Source organism: Mesorhizobium sp. M0045, assembly GCF_040323385.1.
In the GTDB taxonomy this organism is placed as follows: Bacteria; Pseudomonadota; Alphaproteobacteria; order Rhizobiales; family Rhizobiaceae; genus Mesorhizobium.
In genome coordinates this window covers 513,590-535,903 of the sequence record NZ_JAMYUY010000001.1, presented here as the reverse complement: position 1 = coordinate 535,903, position 22,314 = coordinate 513,590, and the positions used below count along the sequence as shown (strand labels likewise).

At 60.4% G+C, this 22,314-nt stretch carries 19 protein-coding genes; 12 read left to right on the top strand and 7 right to left on the bottom strand.

The window, feature by feature from the left end:
• Window positions 1–88 precede the first annotated feature (88 nt).
• From NKJ72_RS02680 to NKJ72_RS02655, 6 genes are all read left to right on the top strand, one after another.
• Window positions 89–1,015, top strand: a complete 927-nt coding sequence (locus NKJ72_RS02680; RefSeq protein ID WP_352475711.1) for an ArsR/SmtB family transcription factor — start codon at window positions 89–91, stop codon at window positions 1,013–1,015.
• Window positions 1,016–1,199: 184 nt separating this feature from the next.
• Window positions 1,200–2,708, top strand: a complete 1,509-nt coding sequence (gene arfA, locus NKJ72_RS02675; RefSeq protein ID WP_352475710.1) for an arabinosylfuranosidase ArfA — start codon at window positions 1,200–1,202, stop codon at window positions 2,706–2,708.
• A gap of 49 nt (window positions 2,709–2,757) precedes the next feature.
• The gene (locus NKJ72_RS02670) at window positions 2,758–3,849 is read left to right on the top strand and encodes an ABC transporter ATP-binding protein (protein WP_352475709.1); all 1,092 of its coding nucleotides are present in this window, start codon (window positions 2,758–2,760) and stop codon (window positions 3,847–3,849) included.
• A 1-nt stretch (window position 3,850) separates the two neighbouring features.
• Window positions 3,851–4,786, top strand: coding sequence for a carbohydrate ABC transporter permease (locus tag NKJ72_RS02665; protein WP_352475708.1), 936 nt, complete (start codon window positions 3,851–3,853; stop codon window positions 4,784–4,786).
• Window positions 4,783–5,628 carry a carbohydrate ABC transporter permease gene (locus tag NKJ72_RS02660; RefSeq protein WP_352475707.1) on the top strand — a complete coding sequence of 282 codons (846 nt, stop codon included), beginning with the start codon at window positions 4,783–4,785 and terminating at the stop codon, window positions 5,626–5,628. The genes NKJ72_RS02665 and NKJ72_RS02660 overlap by 4 nt, the downstream gene beginning before the upstream one ends.
• A gap of 95 nt (window positions 5,629–5,723) precedes the next feature.
• Window positions 5,724–7,043, top strand: a complete 1,320-nt coding sequence (locus NKJ72_RS02655) for an ABC transporter substrate-binding protein (RefSeq protein WP_352475706.1) — start codon at window positions 5,724–5,726, stop codon at window positions 7,041–7,043.
• Window positions 7,044–7,226: 183 nt separating this feature from the next.
• On the opposite strand, the gene minE is transcribed toward NKJ72_RS02655, so the two are convergent.
• From minE to minC, 3 genes are read right to left on the bottom strand one after another with little or no spacing between them, the layout of a single operon-like run.
• Window positions 7,227–7,499 carry a cell division topological specificity factor MinE gene (gene minE / locus NKJ72_RS02650; protein WP_023677151.1) on the bottom strand — a complete coding sequence of 91 codons (273 nt, stop codon included), beginning with the start codon at window positions 7,497–7,499 and terminating at the stop codon, window positions 7,227–7,229.
• Window positions 7,496–8,311 carry a septum site-determining protein MinD gene (gene minD, locus NKJ72_RS02645; RefSeq protein ID WP_254819515.1) on the bottom strand — a complete coding sequence of 272 codons (816 nt, stop codon included), beginning with the start codon at window positions 8,309–8,311 and terminating at the stop codon, window positions 7,496–7,498. The genes minE and minD overlap by 4 nt, the downstream gene beginning before the upstream one ends.
• A 19-nt stretch (window positions 8,312–8,330) precedes the next feature.
• Window positions 8,331–9,050 carry a septum site-determining protein MinC gene (minC, locus tag NKJ72_RS02640; protein ID WP_352475705.1) on the bottom strand — a complete coding sequence of 240 codons (720 nt, stop codon included), beginning with the start codon at window positions 9,048–9,050 and terminating at the stop codon, window positions 8,331–8,333.
• Between the two features lie 238 nt (window positions 9,051–9,288).
• On the opposite strand from minC, the gene NKJ72_RS02635 reads away from it, so the two are divergent.
• Complete coding sequence (locus NKJ72_RS02635; RefSeq protein ID WP_352475704.1) at window positions 9,289–10,149, top strand: alpha/beta hydrolase; 861 nt, start codon at window positions 9,289–9,291, stop codon at window positions 10,147–10,149.
• A gap of 93 nt (window positions 10,150–10,242) precedes the next feature.
• Here NKJ72_RS02635 and NKJ72_RS02630 read toward each other — a convergent pair whose 3' ends face one another.
• Both NKJ72_RS02630 and NKJ72_RS02625 read right to left on the bottom strand, forming a co-directional pair.
• Window positions 10,243–11,349 (bottom strand): glycosyltransferase, encoded by a 1,107-nt coding sequence (locus NKJ72_RS02630; RefSeq protein ID WP_352475703.1) that lies wholly within the window; start codon window positions 11,347–11,349, stop codon window positions 10,243–10,245.
• An 8-nt stretch (window positions 11,350–11,357) separates the two neighbouring features.
• Window positions 11,358–12,740: a GumC family protein gene (locus tag NKJ72_RS02625; protein WP_352475702.1), complete on the bottom strand. Its 1,383-nt coding sequence runs from the start codon at window positions 12,738–12,740 to the stop codon at window positions 11,358–11,360.
• Window positions 12,741–13,231: 491 nt separating this feature from the next.
• Here NKJ72_RS02625 and NKJ72_RS02620 point away from each other — a divergent pair, with 491 nt between their 5' ends.
• Entirely contained in the window at window positions 13,232–14,299 is a 1,068-nt protein-coding gene (locus NKJ72_RS02620) for an acyltransferase family protein (protein ID WP_352475701.1), read from the top strand.
• A 159-nt stretch (window positions 14,300–14,458) separates the two neighbouring features.
• Window positions 14,459–15,838, top strand: coding sequence for a VpsF family polysaccharide biosynthesis protein (locus NKJ72_RS02615; protein ID WP_352475700.1), 1,380 nt, complete (start codon window positions 14,459–14,461; stop codon window positions 15,836–15,838).
• On the opposite strand, the gene NKJ72_RS02610 is transcribed toward NKJ72_RS02615, so the two are convergent.
• A complete protein-coding gene (locus NKJ72_RS02610) occupies window positions 15,787–17,229 on the bottom strand; it encodes a glucosamine inositolphosphorylceramide transferase family protein (protein WP_352475699.1) in 1,443 nt (480 codons plus the stop codon). The two genes, NKJ72_RS02615 and NKJ72_RS02610, sit on opposite strands and share 52 nt — an antisense overlap.
• A gap of 201 nt (window positions 17,230–17,430) precedes the next feature.
• On the opposite strand from NKJ72_RS02610, the gene wecB reads away from it, so the two are divergent.
• The 3 genes from wecB to NKJ72_RS02595 are packed head-to-tail and all read left to right on the top strand — an operon-like array spanning window position 17,431 to window position 20,709.
• The gene (wecB, locus tag NKJ72_RS02605) at window positions 17,431–18,585 is read left to right on the top strand and encodes a non-hydrolyzing UDP-N-acetylglucosamine 2-epimerase (RefSeq protein ID WP_352475698.1); all 1,155 of its coding nucleotides are present in this window, start codon (window positions 17,431–17,433) and stop codon (window positions 18,583–18,585) included.
• Window positions 18,578–19,909, top strand: a complete 1,332-nt coding sequence (gene wecC / locus NKJ72_RS02600; protein WP_352475697.1) for a UDP-N-acetyl-D-mannosamine dehydrogenase — start codon at window positions 18,578–18,580, stop codon at window positions 19,907–19,909. The genes wecB and wecC overlap by 8 nt, the downstream gene beginning before the upstream one ends.
• Complete coding sequence (locus NKJ72_RS02595) at window positions 19,906–20,709, top strand: WecB/TagA/CpsF family glycosyltransferase (protein ID WP_352475696.1); 804 nt, start codon at window positions 19,906–19,908, stop codon at window positions 20,707–20,709. Before wecC ends, NKJ72_RS02595 begins: the two co-directional genes overlap by 4 nt.
• Window positions 20,710–20,753: 44 nt before the next feature.
• On the opposite strand, the gene NKJ72_RS02590 is transcribed toward NKJ72_RS02595, so the two are convergent.
• On the bottom strand, window positions 20,754–22,193 hold the full coding sequence (locus NKJ72_RS02590) for a lipopolysaccharide biosynthesis protein (protein WP_352475695.1): 1,440 nt from the start codon (window positions 22,191–22,193) through the stop codon (window positions 20,754–20,756).
• Window positions 22,194–22,314: the final 121 nt, after the last annotated feature.

Here is a 22,314-nt window from a genome sequence, read left to right as displayed (position 1 = left end):
GGCGTTCCGCCTGCGCATTGACTAAATCAGCTATCTCGATATACAGGGTAAATTTCGGATATGGATTTCGCGTGGGCCGGGCAATTTCATGAGTCGCAATTTTCTGGTGATTGAACCTGAGGAAGGCATTGCCGTGCTCAAAGGGCTTGCCTCCTCGGCGCGGATCTCGATGCTGAAACTGCTGCATGAAAAGGGGCCGATGAATATCAACGAAATCGCCGCCGTGCTGTCGCTGCCGCAGTCGACCGTCTCGACCAACATCCAGGTGCTGGAGGATGCGGGGCTGATCCGAACCGAGAACCTGAAAGCGAAGAAAGGCAGTCAGAAAATCTGTTATCCGACGGCCGAAGAAGTGCTTGTCGTGTTCAAGAGCGAATATCGTGCGGTCAAGAACGATGCGATCGAAGTGTCGATGCCGATCGGGCTTTACACCGGCTTCGAGGTTACCGCGCCCTGCGGCCTTTGTTCGCCGGACGGCATCATCGGCTTGCTCGATGTTCCCAACACTTTCCTTGATCCGGACCGCATGAAAGCCGGTTTGCTGTGGTTCACGCGCGGTTTTGTCGAATACCAGTTCCCCAACAATGCCAAGCTCGCCAATGCCGAGATCACCGGACTCGAAGTGGCGATAGAGCTGTCCTCGGAAGTGCCGGGCACCAGCGCCGATTGGCCCTCGGACATTACGCTGACGATCAATGGCGTCGATGTCGGCACATGGACGTCGCCGGGGGATTTCGGCGACAAGCGCGGCGTCTTCACGCCCTCCTGGTGGAAGCTCAAGGGCTCGCAATACGGTAAGCTGAAGAACTGGCGAATTGCCAATGACGGCACCTATGTCGACGGCCTCAGGATTTCCGAAACCGGTCTCGCCGCACTCGATCTGAAGAGCCATCATTCAATCCGCGTCCGTATCGGCGTCAAGGACGACGCCAAGCGCCCCGGCGGGATCAACATTTTCGGCAAGGGCTTTGGAAATTACGATCAGGACATCCTGCTCAGGATCAATACTGGTTGATATCATGAAACCGGGTTCTGAAGATAACTTAGCAATTTCAACTAGCTGGCTTTCTGCCGCGCCAAAGCGTTCGTCTAATTGTCCTACATTTGGGTATTTTGGCTTGACGAAGGGCTGTCAATCCCGCTTTGATATCGGGCACGATGATTTAAATCATCATTTTTGATATCGATGGGAGGAATGCATGAAGGCAGCCGTTACGGCTCATCCGCATTATGTTGTCTCGGAAATCGATCCGAGGCTCTACGGATCCTTCATCGAGCATCTGGGGCGGGCAGTTTACACCGGCATCTATGAGCCCGGCCATCCGACAGCGGATGCCAACGGCATGCGTCAGGACGTCATCGATCTCGTCAGGGAACTCAATGTTCCGATTGTGCGCTATCCCGGCGGCAATTTCGTCTCGGCCTACAATTGGGAAGACGGCATTGGCCCCAAGGAACAGCGCCCAGTCCGCCTCGACCTTGCCTGGCACACATCGGAAAGCAACGAAGTCGGCCTGCATGAATTTGCCGATTGGTGCACCTGCGCCAACACCGAGATGATGCTTGCCGTCAATCTCGGTTCGCGCGGCCTCGACGAAGCCCGCAACCTGCTGGAGTACGCCAACCATCCCGGCGGCAGCAAATGGAGCGACAAGCGCATCGCCAACGGCCGCAAGGAGCCCTTCGACGTCAAGCTCTGGTGCCTCGGCAATGAAATGGATGGCCCCTGGCAGATCGGCCACAAGACCGCGGACGAGTATGGCCGCCTGGCGCACGAGACAGCCAAGGCCATGCGCGCCTTCTCCAAGTCACTCGAACTGGTGGTCTGCGGCTCTTCGAATGCCAAGATGCCCACCTACCCTGAATGGGAAGCGACGGTTCTCGACCATACCTACAACGAGGTCGACTACATCTCGCTGCACATGTATTTCGACAACGAAGCCAACGACGCTCCGAACTATCTCGCCATGAGCGAAAAGCTCGACGCCTACATTGTCTCGGTCGCCGGCGTCATCGACTATATCAAGGCCAAGAAGCGCTCCAACAAGCAGGTTTACATCTCGTTCGACGAATGGAACGTCTGGTACCATTCCAAGGAACAGGACAAGAAGATACTCGGCGGCAGCGACGGTTGGCCGTTCGCCCCGCCGTTGCTCGAAGACATCTATAATTTCGAGGATGTGCTGCAGGTCGGCCTGATCCTCAACACCTTCATCCGCCGTTCCGACGTCGTCAAGATCGCCTGCCTGGCACAACTGGTCAACGTCATCGCGCCGATCATGACCGTTCCGAATGGCCCGGCATGGCGGCAGACGATTTTTTATCCGTATCTGTTTGCTTCCAACTATGGCCGCGGCAATGCGCTGGATCTCAAGGTGGAAAGCCCGACCTACAGATCCGTTGCGGGCGACGTCGCCTATGTCGATGTTGCCGGCGTGCACGACAGGCAAACCGGCCACGTCACCTTCTTCGCCGTCAACCGCCATTCGAGCGAGGCAATCGAAACAGTGGTCGACCTCTCCGGCTTCGGCGCGGCGGAGATCGTCGATCACCAGGTGATGGCACACGCCGATCTGAAAGCCGTCAATTCGGCCGAAAACCCTGGCAATGTCAGCCCCAGGAAGGGTGAGGGCGCCGCAGTCGCCGGCGGCAAACTAAACCTGTCGCTGCCGGCGTATTCCTACCAGTTCATACGCCTGAGGCTCTGAGTTCGGGCGGATCATCGAGAAAGCGCAAACGCTGAGGAGGAGCGTCGACGTGACGGCCGATATCGAGATCAGGAACGTGAGCAAGCAGTTCGGTGCCATGACGGTGCTGGATCATCTGTCGCTCTCCATAAGGGCACGCGAATTCATCGTGTTCCTGGGGCCGTCCGGCTGCGGAAAATCGACGCTTCTTCGGATGATCGCCGGTCTTGAAGCTGTCGATAGCGGCGAGATTGCCATCAACAACGAGCGCATCGATCATCTGCCGCCGGGCAAGCGCGGCATTGCGATGGTGTTCCAGTCCTATGCGCTTTATCCGCATATGACGGTGCGCGACAATATGGCCTTCGGCCTTGCGAATATCGGCGTACCAGGCAAGGTCATCGAGGCGCGCATCAACGAAGCCGCCCGCATCCTCGAAATGCCGCATCTGCTCGATCGCAAGCCGGGCCAGCTCTCCGGGGGTCAGCGGCAGCGCGTCGCGATCGGCCGTGCGATCGTCAAGGAGCCGAAGGCCTTCCTGTTCGACGAGCCGCTCTCCAATCTCGATGCGGCGCTGCGCACCCGAACCCGCATCGAGCTTGCCCAGCTTCACCAGCGGCTGCAATCGACGATGATCTTCGTCACCCACGACCAGGTCGAGGCAATGACGCTGGCCGACCGCATTGTCGTCATGAACAATCGCAAGATCGACCAGATCGGTACCCCTATGGAGATCTACGAACGCCCGGCGACCAAATTCGTCGCGGGTTTCGTCGGTGCGCCGGCGATGAACTTCGTCGATGCGATACTCGACAGATCGGGCAAGAACGCCACGGCCAGATTTGCGGACGGCATCTCGGTGCAGACCGAGATCGCCTCCAGCCAATTGGCCGACGGCAACTACACTTTCGGCATCCGTTCGGAAGACGTGCGCATCGTTGCCGCCGGACAGGGCAATGCCGACGGCGTCGTCGATGTGCTCGAGCGGCTCGGCGAACGCACCCTGATCTACGCGCGGCTGGGCGATGGCCAGCAGATCGTCGGCTCCGATGCCGGCAACAGCCGCGTCGCCGTCGGCGACAGAATCGGGCTCGCCTTCGACGGCCAGAAATCGCATCTGTTCAACGAGACCGGCCGAGCCTGGCATGCGAGGGAGGCCTGAGATGGTTGACCGGCTGGCGACGTCCCCGACCGCGACGCTTGCTGTCGGCGTCAGAGCCCCTACCGCCGACATCTATGCGCCGCAATGGCGAAACTTCATTTTCGTTGCGCCATTCTTGTTCTTCTTCACCACGCTGCTGCTCTTCCCGCTGCTCTGGGGGATGTGGCTGAGTTTCCACAAGGCCGACACGTTTTCGTCCGGAAATTTTGTCGGTCTCGGCAATTACGCCAGGCTGTATCACGACAAGGTCTTCCTGCAATCGATCTGGAATACCTTCTACTTCGTGCTTCTGACGGTGCCGACGCTGGCGCTGATCGGGCTTTTCCTGGCGCTTTGCCTCAAGCGCCGCACGCGCACTGCCGCGGTTTTGCGGACGCTGTTCTTTTCCTCGTCGGTGCTGTCGGTCACCATCGTCACGCTGATCTGGCGCATCGTCTTCATTCCGAATGTCGGCCTGTTGTCGACGATCTACGGATGGTTCGGCGCAACCGCACCGGCCTTCATTTCCGATCCCAGCCTTGCGATGATCGGCATCGCCATTGCCACCATCTGGTGGTGCATCGGCCTGCCGATGATGCTCTTTCTCTCGGCGCTCCAGCAGATTCCACAGGATATTTACGAGGCGGCAGCGCTGGACAATGCCAATCGCTGGCAGACGCTACGCTCGATCACGCTGCCGTCGATCAAGCGGACCTTCATCCTGGTGATCATCATCCAGATCGTGCTGCAATTCCAGCTGTTCGGCCAGGCCTGGCTGATGACGCGGGGCGGTCCGAACAACCTGACCAAGCCGATCGTGCTCTACATCTACGATACCGCATTCCGTCGCTGGGATCTCGGCCTGGGCGCCGCGGCATCGGAAATCCTGTTCATCCTCATCCTGGTCGCGGCCATGGCCCAGTACCTGGTGACACGCAGCAGGGGAGACCAGGCATGAGCGCCACAGCTTCCATCAAGGGCCGGGCATTTGGCGACCATTTGTTATTGGCCCTGGTCATCCTGCTTTCGATCGTCATGATCGCGCCGGTTCTGTGGGTCATCGGCCTGTCGCTCAAGGACAATACCGAGCTGATGGCCGATCCGAATTCGGTGTTTCACGCGCCCTATACGCTGAAGAACTACATCAACACCGTCGGCACCTCGTCGGTGTTCATCTGGGTGCGCAACAGCATCATCGTCTCGGGCGGATTGACGCTCGGCACGTTGATCCTGTCGTCGCTCGCCGGCTACGGCTTTGCACGGCTGAATTTCCCCGGCCGAGACGTGCTGTTCGTGATCGTGCTGTTCGGCCTGGCGGTCCCGGAACAGGCCGTGCTGGTCGCCCGTCACCAAATTTTCAGCATGCTGAAGTTCCACAACACCTATCAAGGGCTCATCCTGCCGGGCCTTTCGGCTCCGTTCGGCGTCTTCCTGATGACCCAGTATTTCAAGGCCATCCCGAAGGAGCTGGACGAAGCCGCCATGCTCGATAACGCCAGCCGGCTCAGGATTTTCTGGAAGGTGCTTCTGCCGCTCACGCTGCCTGCGCAGGCGACGCTCGGCATCTTCACCTTTCTCGGCGCGTGGAACGACTACTTCTGGCCGCTGATTTCGGCGACGAGGAAGGACATGTTCACGCTGACGGTCGGCATGGCCTCGACCCAGACCAATTTCGCCCAGTCCGAAGGCATCGGCTTCCTGATGGCGCAGGCGGTGTTCGCCGGTGCCCCGATCCTGATCGTCTACCTGTTCTTCCAGAAATACATCGTCACGGCGGTCTCCGGCGCTGCGGTGAGATAACGAAGATAGCCTGACGGCCGGGGGGATTGCGCAGCGATTGAAGCACGAAAGCCAATCCAGGGTGGAGCGGCGGAAACTCAGTAGGAGGAACTGATATGAAACTGAAAAAAATACTGTTTGCCGCAGTCTCTGCGGGCGCAATGCTGCTCGCAGCTCCAAGCTTCGCGGCCACCGAACTGAGCGTGCAGCGCTTTTTCGGCGCCTGCGATGCTGATTTCGGCACCAACACCGATGCCACCAAGGCCGTTGGCGAATGCGGCATCATCACCTCGCTGATCAACAAGTTCAACGCCGACAATCCCGATGTCCACGTCAACGTCACCACCGTGGAATGGCCCGGCTATGATCAGCTGACCGCCCAGTTCGCTTCAGGCGACGCTCCGGACATCGTCACGATCCATGAATCCGTACTGTCGGATTATCAGTCGAAGGGCCTGTTGATGCCGCTCGACGATCTCTTGAAGTCGGTCGGCGTGACACCCGACGCCTTCACCGACGCGGCACGCAATGGCGCCACCAAAGACGGCAAGATCTATGGTCTGCCGATCGACAGCTGGACGATGCTCTATCACGTCAACATGGATCTTTTCAAACAAGCCGGCCTCGTCAATGCAGACGGCACGCCGATTTTTCCAAAGTCGCCCGAGGAACTGCTCGCCCAGGCCGAACAGTTCAAGCAGAAGACGGGCAAGCCTTATTTCGTCCAGAACCTGGCCAATGAGACTGCACTCTACACACGCAACCTCTACACCTATCTTTTCCAGCAGGATTCCGATTTCTTTGCCGATCCGAAGCATGTGAAATTGAATACGCCGGAAGCCAAGAAGGTCGTCGAGATGTACAAGGCGATCTTCGAGAAGGGCTACACCACCAAGGATCTCGACTATGGCGGCTCGATCAACGCCTTCCTTGCCGGCGAGGGTGGCGTCCATCTCAACGGTACGTGGGTGGTCGGCGATTACAACGCCCAGTCCGAGACCAAGGGGACGGCGCTCAACAAGGGCGGATATGCGGTCTATCCGTATCCGCAGCTGTTTGGCGGCGCCCATGCGCAATATGCCGACGGCCACACCTGGGCCGTTTCGCAGAAAGACCGCACGCCTGAACAGATCGCGGCTATCGGTAAATTCCTGAAGTTCTTCGCCGACAACGACTTCGAATGGTCGCGCACCGGCCACTTGCCAGCCTACAAGGCCGTCATCACCTCGGACGCCTTCAAGGCACTGCCGCATCGCAACACAATCTCTGCGGTCGCTGATCTCGGCAAGCCGCTGCCGTCCGCCGTACAGCGTCAGTTTGCGATCCAGGACATTATTGGCGAAGAGATGAGTGCAGCAATCAGTGGCCAGAAGGACGTCGACACCGCCCTTGCCGACATGGAAAGCCGCGTCAACGAATTGCTCGCCAACATTTGACCACGGGTTTCGAAAGGCCCTCCCAAGGCCCCCCGCGGCTGGAAACGGCCGCGGGGTTTTGGTGAGGGAGTGGTTACTGTCCTCGACTTGCGAGAACTTGCCGGTGGCGACCGGCTCAAGCACACCAACCACGGCGCCGCAATTTCGGCAGCAGCCGACGCAAGCCCTGACTGGAGGGTTTCGTTAGAACGCCGCGGCCATGGGCATTGCGACTTTGTTGGGGATCTGGATGTCGATCTCCAATCTCGACGTCGTTTCGCCGTGATCCATGCTTACCTGCAGGAAATCCTGGTCGACCTGAACATGCCGGGCGATCACCGCCATGATCTCCTCGCGCAACACGGAGACGAGATCGGGCTGGTTGCGGCTTCGACGCTCGTAAGCCAACAGCAGTTGCAAGCGCTCGCGCGCCACGGGCGCGCTGCCGCGGCGCTTGAAGATATCGAGCAGGTTCATGCTGCCCTCCTTCCCAACAGCCGGTCGAGGAGGCCCCTCCGTTCGAAAGGCAGAATGACCGGCAGGTCCTCGCCCTCGAGTCTTCTTGCCGCGTCGATATAGGCGCGTGCGGCGGGGTTGGTGTTTTCGCTGAGCGTAACCGGCGCGCCCACATTGGATGCGCGCAGCACGTCCTGGCTCTCGGGAATTATTCCCAGCAGAGGCGTGGACAGGATCTCGAGAACGTCATCAATGCTGAGCATCTCGCCGCGGGCAGCGCGGGCAGCGTCGTAGCGCGTGACGAGGACGTGTTTGGCAATCGATTCACCTTGCTCGGCTTTCATCGTCCTGGAGTCGAGCAGGCCGATGATGCGATCGGAATCGCGGACCGAGCTCACTTCCGGGTTGGTAACGATTACCGCCTCGTCGGCAAAGCGCATGGCAAGTTGCGCGCCCCGCTCTATGCCGGCCGGGCTGTCGCAGAAGACGTAGTCGAAAACCGATCGCAGCTTGTCGATGACATCGGCGACTCCTTCCTCGGTGAGAGCATCCTTATCGCGCGTTTGCGAGGCCGGCAGCAGGAACAGCGTTTCGAGCCGCTTGTCACGGATCAGCGCCTGCGAGAGCTTGGCGGTTCCCTGAATGACGTTGACGATATCGAAAACAACGCGCCGCTCGGCGCCCATGATCAGATCGAGGTTGCGCAGCCCGACATCGAAGTCGACGAGGGCCACCCGCTTGCCGGTTTTCGCGACCGCGGCGCCGAGAGCGGCCGTCGAGGTCGTCTTGCCGACACCCCCTTTGCCGGATGTGACAACCACTACCTTGCCCATATTTGTGCCTCCAATGTTGTTAGTTGAGCGGTGCGACGCAAAGTGCGCCGTCCTCGAGAAAGGCCTGTACCGGCCTTCCTCGCGAGGAGGCGTCCATCTCCTCGGCGGTGCGGTACCAGCCGTCTACCGCCAGAAGTTCGGCTTCATTTTTCCGGCAAAAGATGCGAGCTGCGGAATTTCCCGTGGCGCCGGCGAACGCACGTCCACGCAACGTGCCGTAGACGTGGATCGATCCTCCGGCGATGATCTCGGATCCGGAACTGACGGAGCCGACAATGACCACGTCGCCATCGGGGTGAAAGATCGACTGGCCGGAGCGGATCGGTGCCTTGATCATCAATGAGTTCGGCGCCTGCGGCTCTTCCGTCTTGGCCTCAGCGGCGGCCTTCGGGTTCGGCTGCGCGTAAAGCGCATCAGCGGTGGCCTCCTTGGTGCCAACGAGGAGCGGCGGCAGATCGGCATCAAGAGCAACGTTGCCATCGGCCTCGATCGCGTAAATGCGAATCCCGCGCTCCGCGAGTTGTGAGACAAGATCCCGCATCTCGCCCACCTCGGGCTTGAACATGGTCAGATCGAGCACAACCGGGCGGCCGGCAAAGAAGCCGGGAGAGTTTTCGGTCCAGTGATCGAGGCTTTGCAGCCATTCCCCTAGCGGGGCCTCAGGGGTGAGGGTGAAGGCTACAAACGAGCGCGCTCGAAAGCGTATGGACTTGTTTTGGATGGGAGCGACGCAGGTCACAGAGGCGAGTCCTTACTGATTGGTTAAGGCTAGCCCGGCATGGTTAACGAAAAGTTAATGGCGGCTGCCCGAGGCGTTGGCGGAGGCATTCTTTTTGCCTCCGATCGTCCCGCCGGCGACCTGCTTCCGGTGCAAGACGAGGTCCTCCTCGCGGCTGCCTGGAGGCGCCTCCAGTTCACGAAGTCGGCCGACCGGTATATTGTTGTCGGAATGCCGGGCCTATTAAGGAGTTATCGGTTTGACAAGCGTTGCCAAGGGGCCTGTCGCGGATCGCGGTCGCGCTACCTATGACCTTGGCGCGACCGCCATCTTTGCTTCCAAATCAGACCCGCGCTTTCACTATTGCCTGTATGTGCCTCCCGCGGTTGGAGAAGGGGCCAAAGTCGACCTGATGGTCGCCGTCCATGGCACCGGCCGCACCTCTTTTCTTGGATTCCGCGACGCGTTTTCCGAGTTCGGACGCTGGAACGGCTGCGCCGTGTTGTGTCCGCTGTTTCCGATCGGCGTTCTCGGGGACGATGCCCGCAGTGGGTACAAATATATGCTCGAGGGCAACATACGCTACGATCAGGTGCTGCTCGCCATGATTGAGGAGGTCAGCGCCAAATACAGTCAGGATTGGAGCCGCTTTGCCATGTTCGGATTTTCCGGCGGCGGGCATTTCACGCATCGTTTTGCTATCCTGCATCCCGACAGGCTCTGGGCGGCCTCAATCGGCGCGCCAGGCTCGGTGACCTTACTCGATCCGACGCATGACTGGTGGGTGGGCATTCGCGATCTGCCGGAGAAGTTCGGCATCACCTTCGATGCCGCAGCGCTGGCAAAAGTGCCTTTCCAGATGATCGTCGGCGACGCTGACCTGGAGACTTGGGAAATCACTCATGTGCAAGGCAGCACCCATTGGATGCCAGGCGCCAACGATGCCGGGCGAACACGGCCGGAACGCCTCATGGCCTTGTGTCGATCGTTCGAGGAGGCGGGTGCGCGCGTGCGCTTCGATTTGCTGCCAGGCGTATCTCATGAACGGGACGCGGTTCTCGATTCGGTCAAGGACTTCCTCGCCCAACAACTCAAGGAACGAGGAAACGCCCGACCATGAGCCGCTGCGCTCCAGCTTGTGAAGAGATTACGGCAATCAAGACCCGCCCGCGTCGATCGCATCCAACCGCGATCTGCTGGCCGTGCGCGACAACTAGAGCAACGCTTCGTAGCGATCGCCGATCTTGTCGACTGTGAAATCCAGCGCCCTGTTTCTCAGCACGGCAGCAGGGATGGGGTGATCCAGCATTTCGGCCATCGCCTTCGCAAGGGCTGCGGCGTCACCGACCGGCACCAAGGCGCCGAAGCGGCCGTCACCGAGTATTTCTCGCGGGCCATGCGGGGCATCGGTGGAGATTACGGGGACACCTGCAGCCATGGCCTCGACCAACACGTTGCCAAAGCCTTCGCTGGTCGATGACAGAACGAACAGATCGGCTGCGGCATAGCAAGCTGCGGGGTCGTTGACGTAGCCGGCAAAGAGCACGTGCGCGCCGATGCCGGTCTCTTCGGCATAGGCGTGCAATTCGGCAGCCAGCGGACCTTCGCCGAAGATGACAAGCCGGGCAGGGCGGCCGGCGCGCAGGGCAGCGAAGGCCCGCAGCAAAGTCCGGTGGTCCTTGACCGGCACCAGGCGTCCGGCGGTGGCGATGACGGGGCCATCGCCCATCGCCGCCAACGCTGCCTGCCAGGCATAGGAAGTCCCCTGCGGTGCTTCAGCCGGCGGCAGCGGGTTGTTGATGACGACGACCTTGGATTTGGGGAAGCCGCGGGCGATGATGTCACGGCCGACACCCGCCGAAACGGCGATGGCTTTGGTTGCACGCGCTGCAACCAGCGCGGAAAGCCCGATCGCCAGTCTCGCGCCGAGGCCGCTGGCAGGCAGCGAGGCGGCCGCGTGGAAACTTGGAAAGAATTTTGCCCGGCTTCTGGCCAACATGAGTGACAGCGCCATCACCAGATTGGCGAATTCCGGGGCACTATAGACCGCATCAGGATCAAGGCGGCGGAACAAATTTGCGCTTCGCACGATGCCTTTCAGCGTCGCCGACTTGGCGTAACCCTCGCCGCGCAAGAGAAGGCCGAAGTCGACCAGATGCACGGCAGCGGAACGCAGCGCGGCGTTAGGGCCTTCCGCGTTCCAGGTAAAAAGCGTGACCTCGTGGCCACGCGACGCCAGTTCATTTGCCATCAGGACGAAGACACGTTCGGCGCCGCCGCCCCTCAGGCTGGCGATGTGGAAAACGATGCGCTTCACCATGCCTTGCTTCAGGCTCGGCTGGCGGCAAGGCCTGATCGGTTCGGCGGCCGACGCATGTCGCGGATGATGCCCATGCCGATGGCCAGCAGCATGCCCAGGGCAAAGCCTGCGAACGCTCCTGCGCCTGCTACCAGGGCAGTGCGCGGGGGCCATGAGCGCGCGGGCGGGGGCACCGCGGTCGAAATCACCTGTACGTTTGTCGTGTCGATCTGCTCGCGCTCGCTGATTTGGCGTGCACGTGACAGGAAACTCTCATAGACGGCTCTCTTCGAGGCGGCATCGCGTTCAAGTTCACGCAGGGCGACTTCGGACTCGCTGTCGGTGAAAACATTGCTCTTCAGATCGTTCATCCTGGCGTTGAGAGAAGCCAACGAGGCCCTGGCCTTGTCCAGGCTGGCCTTTGCCGTGCCGACGGTGCGGGAGAACTCGGCCCGGAGTTGCGAGTTGACGGTCTCGAGTTCCGTCCTGAGTCTGACAATCGTCGGGTGACGCGGGCCGAAGGTCATCGACTGTGAGTCGATCTGCTGCCGCAGGCTGTTTGACCTGTCGCGCAGCGCTGCGAGCGCTTCCGAAACCGTGGGGTCGGGATTGGCCCCATTGATGCCGGAGGCAACCAGGGCGTCGTAGCTTGCCTGCGCGGCGATGACGCGCGATTGCGCATCGACGATTTCGCCATTGAGCTGCGTCATTGTCTGCGAACTGACAAGCTGGCCATTGCTGGAGGACAGATTGTGGCTACGCCTATAGCTCTCGACCTTCTCTTCGGCAGCCTGCACGTCGCTCTTGAGTTGGCCAAGCCGGCTGTCAAGGGCTGCCGCGGCACGGCTGGCGCCGGCAGCTTCGGCCTTGGCCAGTTCTTCCTGGAAGTTTTTGACTAGGGCCTGCGAGATCAGGATCGCCTTGGCGGTGGTTTCCGCAGATACCGAGAGGGTTGTGACGAACGATGTCGGGTCCGCGATGGCGTCTACCCGGTCCGCCAGATTCTTCAAGGCGATGAGCCTCGGGTCGGGCTTCGCCACAGCGCCAGACGAGGATGTGCTCCGGTCCGGATCGAAGAATTCTGGATCGTGAGTCAGATTCAGTTCGTCCACCACACGGGAAAGCACGTTGCCCGAGGTCAGGATGCGCTGCTTGCTGCGCGTGCTGAGCAGCTGGCTATCGACCTGGCCCGGTTGCGAGTAGAGGTCGTTTTCCACAACCTGCAAATTGGAAGGGTTGATGAGGACCTCCGTCGTGACGGTGTAACGCTGCTTGCTCAGCAATGCATAGGCGCCGCCGACAATGCCGCCGATTACCGCCAGCATGAGCGCCAGGGCGAGGCCGGCCCGCAGCCAGACGAACAGGCGTCGAAAATCGAGCTCGAGGAAATCGCCGATCTTGTCCAGGGTCACCGTGGCGACAGGCTCCGGAGTTTGCGGCGTCACCGGTGCGGAGCTTAGCGCCGCGACTGGGCCATGCTGTTGCAGCAATGCCCTGCGCCGTGCATTGGCAATACGCTCGAATGCACTGTTGTTGGAAGCCGCTGCGGAGATAGGGGGGGTGCCGGAACCGGCAGACATGGTGACAACCCTTGTTAAATCATTACGCTTGGCCTGCTCTACAGAAACATCGTTAACATCTTATTTTCCAAGTTGGCCCATTTTGCCGTTCATACCCGTTCGTCCGGTGGACGTTGAACGGATCCGTTGCCCAGAATCTGGTGCGAATCCTTGCCATCGCCGGATTGGCGCCCGAACCGGGTGCGTGATTTTCATGAAATCGGTAACGCGCACTTAACGGCGCGCTTGTATTGAAAGCATCGCAACGCCTTTTGGATGACAACTGAAGCACTGACCGCGACCTGCAGGATGGCATCAGTCGCCTGCAATTGCAGGAGGGGAACGTGAACAAATTCTATTCGATCCAGTATCTTCGCGCCTGCGCTGCCTTGCTGGTTCTGTTCGCGCACGCTTTTTCTTACCAGATCGGCATCGACAATCCGATTATCGTGACCGCGGGGCGCCTTGGCGTTGTTCTGTTTTTCGTCGTTAGCGGGTTCATAATGGTCTATATTACAGGAAATGGTGTTTTCTCTGCTCCAACCTTCCTGAAACGCCGGGCGATCCGGATTGTCCCCCTCTACTGGCTTTTCACAAGCGTCGCCGCACTTCTGGCCGCTCTTGCACCAAGTCTCTTCCAGACGACTGTCTTTACGTGGCCCCACTATCTCCAGTCGCTCTTCTTCGTTGTCCACGAAGCGCCCGAACGAGATGGCGTCAGCCCAATTCTGGCACTCGGCTGGACGCTCAATTATGAGGTCTATTTCTATATCGCATTTGCGGCGCTCGCGTTCCTGTCAGTGACCGCGCGCGTAATTGTGCTGACGGTCTTTTTCATTGCGATGTGGCTGGCCGGGCTGCTGATGGCTCCCACCAACCCTGTTATCCAGTTCTATCTGAACGCTTCTCCGGTGGCGTTCGTCATCGGCATGTGGATAGGCCGGCGCTATCTGGATGGCGGCCTTGTTTCCGGCACACGCCATGCCTGGCTACTCGGCCTCATGGCCGCTGCAGGTGTGGTGCTTGCATTCGTCGATGACGGCACGCCGCTGATGAGCCAGATCAGCTTCGTAGGGCAGGTAATGTGGGCAGCCAGCCTGCTTCATCTTGGCCTCATACTGGAACCGAAACTGAAGCACTGGAGCCTGCTCGAAGAGCTCGGCGACGCCTCCTACGCGCTTTACCTGTCGCATATCTTCGTGATCGGCGCCGTGGCCTATTTGGCCAGGCGCACCATCGGCTACGAACATCCGGCGACGGTGTTGCTGGTCTCCGTGGTCAGCATCGTGACGGCCTGCATAGCCAGTCTGGTGATCCACCAGATGATCGAGAAGCCGATTCTTCTCGCTCTGAACGGCAGAAGAACGATCAGAAACACATCGCTTCCTTACGCTGTCACGGGGAACAAATAAGGAGACCGTGCAAACGTACGGGCATCGAATTTAACGGTTGTGGCAAACGCATGGCCCGGCGCATATTTCGCCGGCACACACAGGCCGCCTCCCTTCGGCGGTCCTTGAATGGATCTCGTTGGCCGGAATGCCGTTTGAACATCTTCACCTGGATGGACCATGAGCTATCCCGCTGCCGCATCGGAACGATTGTTGTCCACCCAGGCGCGCCGTCAGAACGCGCTGTCGCTGCTGTTTTTCCTGTGCGCGGCGTTCGCGTTCCTGCTTCGCTTTACGGTGTCGCCGCAGGTGATGAACATGGTCGTCGACTATACGGCCCAGGGAGGCTCGTTCTACGAGAAGCTGCATTTCGGCACCTATGCGATCTTCCTGCTGCTTGCTGTCGTTCTTTTCAGCCGACCGTTTCTGCTGCAGGGCGACGAAATTGGAATATTCAAGGCGTTGGTCCGCTATTCGGTGCTGATGTTCGCGCTGGTGCCTTATCTGTTCGCTACCGGCCGCGCGGGCTCCTCCGGGTTCATCATCGATACCTATCTGGTGGCCGGCGCCGCAGGCCTGTTGATGCTAGCATTAAATGCGGAGTCGCGGCGGGCGCTGGGCGACGTCGTGCTTGGCATGGCTATCCTCAGCGCCGTGATCGGCACGATCGAGGCCGTGACTCAACATCGATTTCTGCCGTACGGTATCAACGAACTGCAGTTCAGGCCGATCGGCCTGGCAGCCCACCCGCTGTCACTGGGCGCGCTCTGCGCCACAGTCATCGGATTCGTACCGCTGACGCGCTGGCGCATATGGGTGCGGGTGGTGGCGATCTTCGTATTGGTCGTCGGTTGTGCTGCATCGGGCGCTCGCGCCGCACTGCTGCTCGCTGCCGGAGAAATCCTCATTCTACTGCTGTTCGTGCCTTGGCCGGGCCTGTCGCTCAAGTATGAGCGGCAGGCCAAATTTGTCGTGCTGATGTTCACCGTGACGGGTGGCGCGGTGCTCGTAGCGATGCTGTTTGCGGGCGGTCTGCTGAACCGGTTCAGCAACACCATCTTCGACCAAAACTTTATGGCCCGGGTGACGATCTACCAGGTGTTCGGACTTGTCAGCTGGAAAGACATCCTGTTCGGCATGAACGGCGACGAACTCCTGAAGATCGTCAACGAGAAGCTGCATCTCCCCTTCATCGAGAGCGCGCCGGTGGTCATCATCATGCTCTTCGGCCTGCCCATAGCAGTGCTCTTTACAGTGTTGATATTCTGGTTCATTTTTCGGCTGCTGCGCGGGGCGCCGCTGCCTGCCTGGATAGGCACCATGACTTTCTTGCTTGCCGCGCTGTCGAACAACGCGCTCTCTTCAAAGTCGCCGGAGATTGCGATTATGGTGGTGTTGCTGCTTGCCTTCAGAAAGCAGCCCTATCGGGGCCAGATCGAAAGCATTCCTTCGGCCGCTGCGTCCCACCCAACCCGGCTGGATCTCGTTAAGCCCGACCTCAGATCCGGTCAGCCGGCGCTATCCACGACCTCAACACTGCCGGCGCGGTTGAGCGTGTGAATGCCCGCGCGGGCCCATGCCGGCCCCGGATCGATTGGGCGGGGTAGTTCGAAACGGATATCGAAATCATCAAGCCGATCCAGTCGCATTAACCCCAGGCCGCCACCATAGGCTCTTGAGCCGTTTTGCACCGGCAGCAGCAGCGAGCCCTCCTGGCGGATAAAGGCGCCGCCTGGCCGAGTGGCGGAGTGGTCGACCGCGACGGGATTGAGCGCGTGCGCAGCCCACGGCCCACGCAATGCCGGGGCGGAATAGACCGCCATCGTGTCAGACGCGCTACCGTGACCGAACCGCTCTGTCCCCAACAGCCAGAAGCGGCCGTCGGATTCGAGCAGCGTGGCGTCGTTGAAATCCCTGTTCGTCATCAGCACCGTATCGCGTACCCAGCGATCCGGAAACTGCACGGCACGGTAGAGCACCAGTTCGCGCGCCGCAGCGCTTTCCGGGATCATGAAAATCTCGCCGGAGTGAGCGAACACCTGCGGATATGACAGGTGATGCGCTTCCTCCAGCACCACCTTCGGCACGCCGAAAGTGCCGTCGGTGCCGAGTTCGGCCACCGAAATCACGCCGCGGCCCGTGGCATAGGGAAATTCCTCGACAAACAGAAAATGGCGGCCGTCGCGCTCGAGAACGAACGGATCGGCGTAGAAGCGCTGCCCGTCATCGGCAAGCACGGTGAACGGCTTACCGTCGAGTCGTCCGGTCTCGGCGACGCCTGGACCGTCGATCAGCCGGTAAGCAACCTGCCAATAGAAGGGGCGCCGACCACGTCGCAGTTTTTGCACCGCGCGGTCGACCATTCCCCTGCCGAAAAAGGGCAGATAGTGCCTGATAAATCCGCCCTTCTGCAGGGGCGGCGCCGGCCTCTCAATAATCGGCGCAAGTTTGCCCGCTGAAAAGCCGGCGACACATTGGGCAATCACGGAGATGGCGCCGGCGAGCAGGTCGTTGCTGGTCCGGGAGAGCCATAGCCGATCGCTGATCATCGGCCGTGCCCTGGCGACGGCAACGCCGTCGAGGCGCGCGGTGAGTTCGGGCAACCGCCCGCTCGCCAGCATCTCGGTCATACCCGCGGCAAAGCTGCTGTGGCCGCAAAATTCGAGCGTCAGGACAGGCGTGCCCCGTCGTGCGGCGCTAGCGGTGAGATCGACTATAAGATCGACTGGGCCGGTGTCGCCGGATGGCAACGGCCGGGAACGGCTTGCCAGTGAGGGGCCGAAGCGCCGGCCCTCGAGCGCCAGCACATTATCCATCGAGCGCGCATTGGGTTCAGGCGTCGGCGCGCGGCTACTCGAAACCGCATGTCCAGCCGCACTCAACCGCGCCAGAAGCTCATTTTCCCAGCGCCGGGATGCGCCGGCGTGGCCGATGATTAAAATATTAGTCAATCCAATATATTCTTTTTCAAGACTACTGCCATAGACTACTTGTCAGCCCAACCTTTCACAAGAGTTAACCCGGGAGAACGCGGCCTTGGTTGTTAATCATATATTAAGAATTGAGATCACGAAGGCGCTTCTCGACGCTATTATAACTCGTGCGGGCAATAGTCGGCATGTCCCGAAGGCTGCAGGCGACCAGGATCAGCGATGAACGTCCTTTCACGTCCAAAACTGCCATCGAGGCAGAAACTGCTGATCGTGTTCGGCACGAGGCCGGAGGCACTCAAATGCTTTCCAGTGGCGCGTGCCGCCCTTGCTCATCCAGGCTTCATCACCGAAATATGCATAACCGCCCAGCATCGCGAAATGGTCGACCAGGTTGTCGAGCTGACCGGCCTGCCTGTGCATCACGATCTCAACATCATGCAACCCGGCCAGTCGCTGTTCGACGTGACCTCGCGCGTGCTGCTGGGCATGGCCGAGGTGCTGGACAAGGCCAAGCCCGATATCGTCATGGTGCAGGGCGACACCACCACGGCGATGGCTGCGGCTCTGGCTGCCTTCTACAAGCGTATCCCGGTCGCTCATGTCGAAGCAGGATTGCGCAGCCACAACATCAACTCGCCGTTTCCTGAAGAACTGAACCGCAAGATTGCCGGCGACATCGCCACCTGGCATTTTGCGCCGACCGTTCAGGCGCGCGACAACCTCATCGCCGAAGGAAAAGCCGAAAGCACCATCTTCGTAACCGGTAACACGGTGATCGACACACTGTTGCATTTTTCAAGCGCGATCGATGCCGACAGGTTGATGAACGCGAAGCTCGCTGCCCGCTTCCCTTTCCTCGACCCTTCCAAGAAGATGATCCTCGTCACCGGCCATCGCCGCGAGAATTTCGACGGCGGCATCCAGCGCATCTGTACGGCGTTGAAGGGATTGGCGGCGCGCGGAGACGTGCAGATCGTCTACCCTGTCCATCCAAACCCCAATGTGCGCTCAGTGGTCAACGCAGACCTGGAAGGCGTGCCGAACATCCACCTGGTCGAGCCGCAGGACTATCTGCCGTTCCTGTACCTGCAGAAGCAGAGCTATCTGGTGCTTACCGATAGCGGTGGCGTGCAGGAAGAAGCGCCTTCACTCGGCAAGCCGGTGCTGGTAATGCGCGAAAATACCGAGCGACCCGAGGGGATCGTGGCCGGCACCGCCCGTCTTGTCGGCACCGATGTCGAGAAAATCCTGTTCAACGCCAATCGCCTGCTCGACGATCAGGCTGCCTATCGCGGCATGGCGGAACGACACAACCCATATGGCGATGGCCGGGCCAGTAACCGGATTGTTGAGGAACTGCTGCATCATGGCTGAAATCAAAACCGTTTCCGTAATCGGCATGGGCTATATCGGCCTGCCGACCTGCGCCATTTTCGCCAGCCGCGGGCTCAACGTCATTGGCGTCGATGTCAACGGAGCGGTGGTCGAGAAGGTCAACCGCGGCGAAATCCACATCGTCGAGCCGGACCTTGACGGTCTGATCCAGAAGGTCGTGGCGAACGGCAAGCTCATGGCCTACAGCACGCCGCAGCCGGCGGACGCCTATATCATCGCCGTGCCGACCCCGATGACCCACGACCATAAGCCGGACGTAACCTACGTGCTCGCGGCGGCACGAAGCATCGCCCCAGTGCTGAAGCGGGGAGACCTTGTGGTATTGGAGTCGACATCGCCGGTCGGAACCACGCGGATCATGACCGGGCTGCTTGCCGAATTGCGGCCCGATCTCAAATTTCCTGTCCAGCATGGCGAAGACGCCGATGTGCTGGTCGCCTATTCGCCCGAGCGCGTGCTGCCGGGAAAGGTGCTGACCGAGCTGATCAACAATGATCGCTCGATCGGTGGATTGTCCCGCAAATCGTCGGAACGGACCGCGGCACTCTATTCGACCTTCGTCACCGGCGACCTGTTCATGACAACGGCCGAAAGTGCTGAGCTGGTGAAACTGACGGAGAACGCATTCCGCGACGTCAACATCGCCTTTGCCAACGAGCTTGCCGCAGTGTGTCAGGATCTGTCGCTCAATGTATGGGAAGTGATCGATCTCGCCAATCGGCACCCTCGCGTGAACATCCTCCAGCCGAGCCCGGGCGTTGGCGGTCACTGCATTGCGGTCGATCCATATTTTATCATCGATGCCGCACCCAACAGCACGCGGCTGATGGCTTCGGCACGCCGGATCAATTCCGAGCGGCCCATGTCGGTGGTCAGGGATATCGAGGCCTTGCTCGATCCCTCCCGCAAGCAGACGATCGCCTGCCTTGGCCTCAGCTTCAAAGCCAACATCGACGATTTGCGCGAGAGCCCGGCCGTCGAAGTGGTGAAGCTTCTGTCCGATATCCCCAATGTGAAGATCATTGCGGCTGAACCCAACACAAATGCGCTGCCGCACGAGCTCGAGGGCAGGGGCATCGTGTTCACCGATGCACTTTCGGCCATCGACAAATCCGATATCGTCGTCCTCCTGGTCGACCATCGGCAATTCAATCTGGTCGACCCCGAAGCGCTCAAGGACAAGAAGCTCGTCGATACGAGGGGCCTGTGGACGTGGCGCAAGGCGCGCAAGCCGGACGCCCGCATCGACGGCAAGAAACCAGAGATCGCACAAGTGCCGCTTGCAAGGGAGCAGGCCGCATGAACGCGCACGCCCCGGCATGGGCGCAGCATTCCCTGTTGGCGTCACGGCGCCGGGAGTTCCTTGGCGCACCTATCCATGCGCTGACCATGGCAGAGACGCTGGCCATCGCCGAAGAGGCGATGACCCTGCGGCGGCCGCTGCACCATGTGGTCGTGAATGTCGCCAAGCTGGTGACCATGCGCCAGAATGCCGAACTGCGCGACGACGTGGCCGGGGCGGACGTCGTCAATGTCGATGGCATTGGCGTGCTTTGGGGTGCGCGTTTGTGCGGCGTCGCGCTGCCCGAGCGCGTGGCGGGCGTCGACATCATGATCAATCTGCTGAGCCTCTGCGCGATGCGTGGATTCAGGCCGTATCTGCTGGGGGCCGAACAGCACGTTCTCGATGCGGTCGTAGCGAGACTTGCCAATGACCATCCGAGCCTCAGCATAGCGGGGACGCGCAACGGCTATTTCAAGCCGGAGGACGAGGCCGGGATCGTCGCGGCGATCAACGCCTCTGATGCCGACTGCCTGTTGGTGGCCATGCCGACACCGCGCAAGGAACGCTTTCTCAAACGCTACCGCGATGAACTCGCCCCAAGCTTCGTGATGGGCGTGGGCGGCAGTTTCGACGTCTATGGCGGCAAGGTTGCCCGTGCGCCGAGGCTGATACAAGCGGCCGGCCTGGAGTGGCTGTTCCGCGTCATCCAGGAGCCGCGACGCTTGTGGCGCCGCTACTACGATACCAACACTGCCTATGCCGGGCTGCTCTGTCGGGAGTTGTGGGAGCGTCGCTGGCGCCGAAACGCCGGTTTATAGATTCGCGTTCCCTCACAAAACAGGCGTCGGCCCTGAACTTCGCCTTACGCGATCCGCAGCCGCGCCCGCAACTGGGCGACGAATTGCGTCGCTGCTACAGGATGGAACAACGAGGTCAACCCGAAGAAGACCGCAGCGCCGGCGGTGCCGCCGGCGACAAGCGAGAAGATCGCCGGCACGTCGCCGGCCACCATGCTGGCAAGCTTGGCGGCCACCCCCGTGCTGAGCGAGATGACTACCGAGACACCGATGTCGCGCCACGGCACCGGCACCGGCGTGAGCCGCTCGCTGATGACAATGCAGGTTATGGAGCCCACTACCGAGCCGCCCGCAAGCGCCAAAGCCGCACCGATCTCGGCCATCGGGGGGATCAACAGCAGGGACAATGCGATTGTTGCCACCGAGCCGAAGAGGTTGGCGATGATCAGCAGCCACGGCCGCTTGTGCGCGTGCACCACCACGCCATAGACGAAGCTGGTGAGGTTGGCGCACAGCACGCTGAAGGCAATGATTGGAAACAGCAGGCCGAAGCGGCCGTGATATTGCGAGGGCAGCATGAGCTCGGTGATATCGCCGCTGAGCGCGACCAGCATCGCTGCAATAGGCAGGCAAAGCCGCATCATCAAGGCCATCAACTGCGACAGCAACCGACCCGATGCCGCGGGCCCGTCCTCGTCGAAGCGGCTGACCACCTCGGGAAAGGCGCCCATGTTGATGGCGTTGGCGACCATATCGATCGGTTGGCGGGCTAACGCATAGGCTGCGGCGAAGATCGCCACGGCGCTGGCATCGTAATAGAACTTGAGGAACAGACGCTCCGCGCTGTTGAGCCCAAACCCAACCAGCGCCATGATGATCAGCGGCACACCGAGCGCAAAGAAGTCTCTGTGGGTGAAACGCGGCGGACCGGTAACAACGCGTCGGGATGCCATGATCCCCGCCACGATGCCGGCAATCAAGGCGCCGAGGCTCGAACCGAGCGACACCGTCAGAAAGCTGTCCTGAAAGACAAGGATAGCGCCGATCGGTAACGCGAGTTGCAGCAACGCACGCAGGGCTTCTAGCATTGAATAGACCGAATGGCGCTGCTGCATCTGCAGCACCGTCAAGGCGAAGCGGCTGATGGATCCGGCGACCAGATAGCCGCAGACCGCGATCGCGAACTCGACCCAGCGTTCAGGCACGATCACCGCCGACGCGCCTATCGATATGACCAGCGCCAGGGCCGTGGTCGCAAGCAACACCTGCCCCGCCAGCATCAGGCTGCCGCGGCTGACCTCGCCCTTGCCGCCAAGCCTGAGCAAGGCGATGCGCAGCCAGTTGGTGACGGCAATGTCGGTCATTTCACCGACGGTCACCACCAGGGTGAGCAGGCCATACTCGGTCTGGTCGATCAAACGCGTCACGACGACCAGCAGGAGCAGCGCCGAAATTCGCGTCAGCAGGATCGCCGGAGCATAAATGAGCGTGGAACGGAGCAGCAAGGGCGTGTCCCTGGAAAACTCACCTTCGACTAGCCGCCGACTGGCGGAAAATCCAGCGCGATGACGGCGAAGGGTGAACAGATTCAGTTTGAACTAAAAGATTTGCCGTAAACCTTGTTGG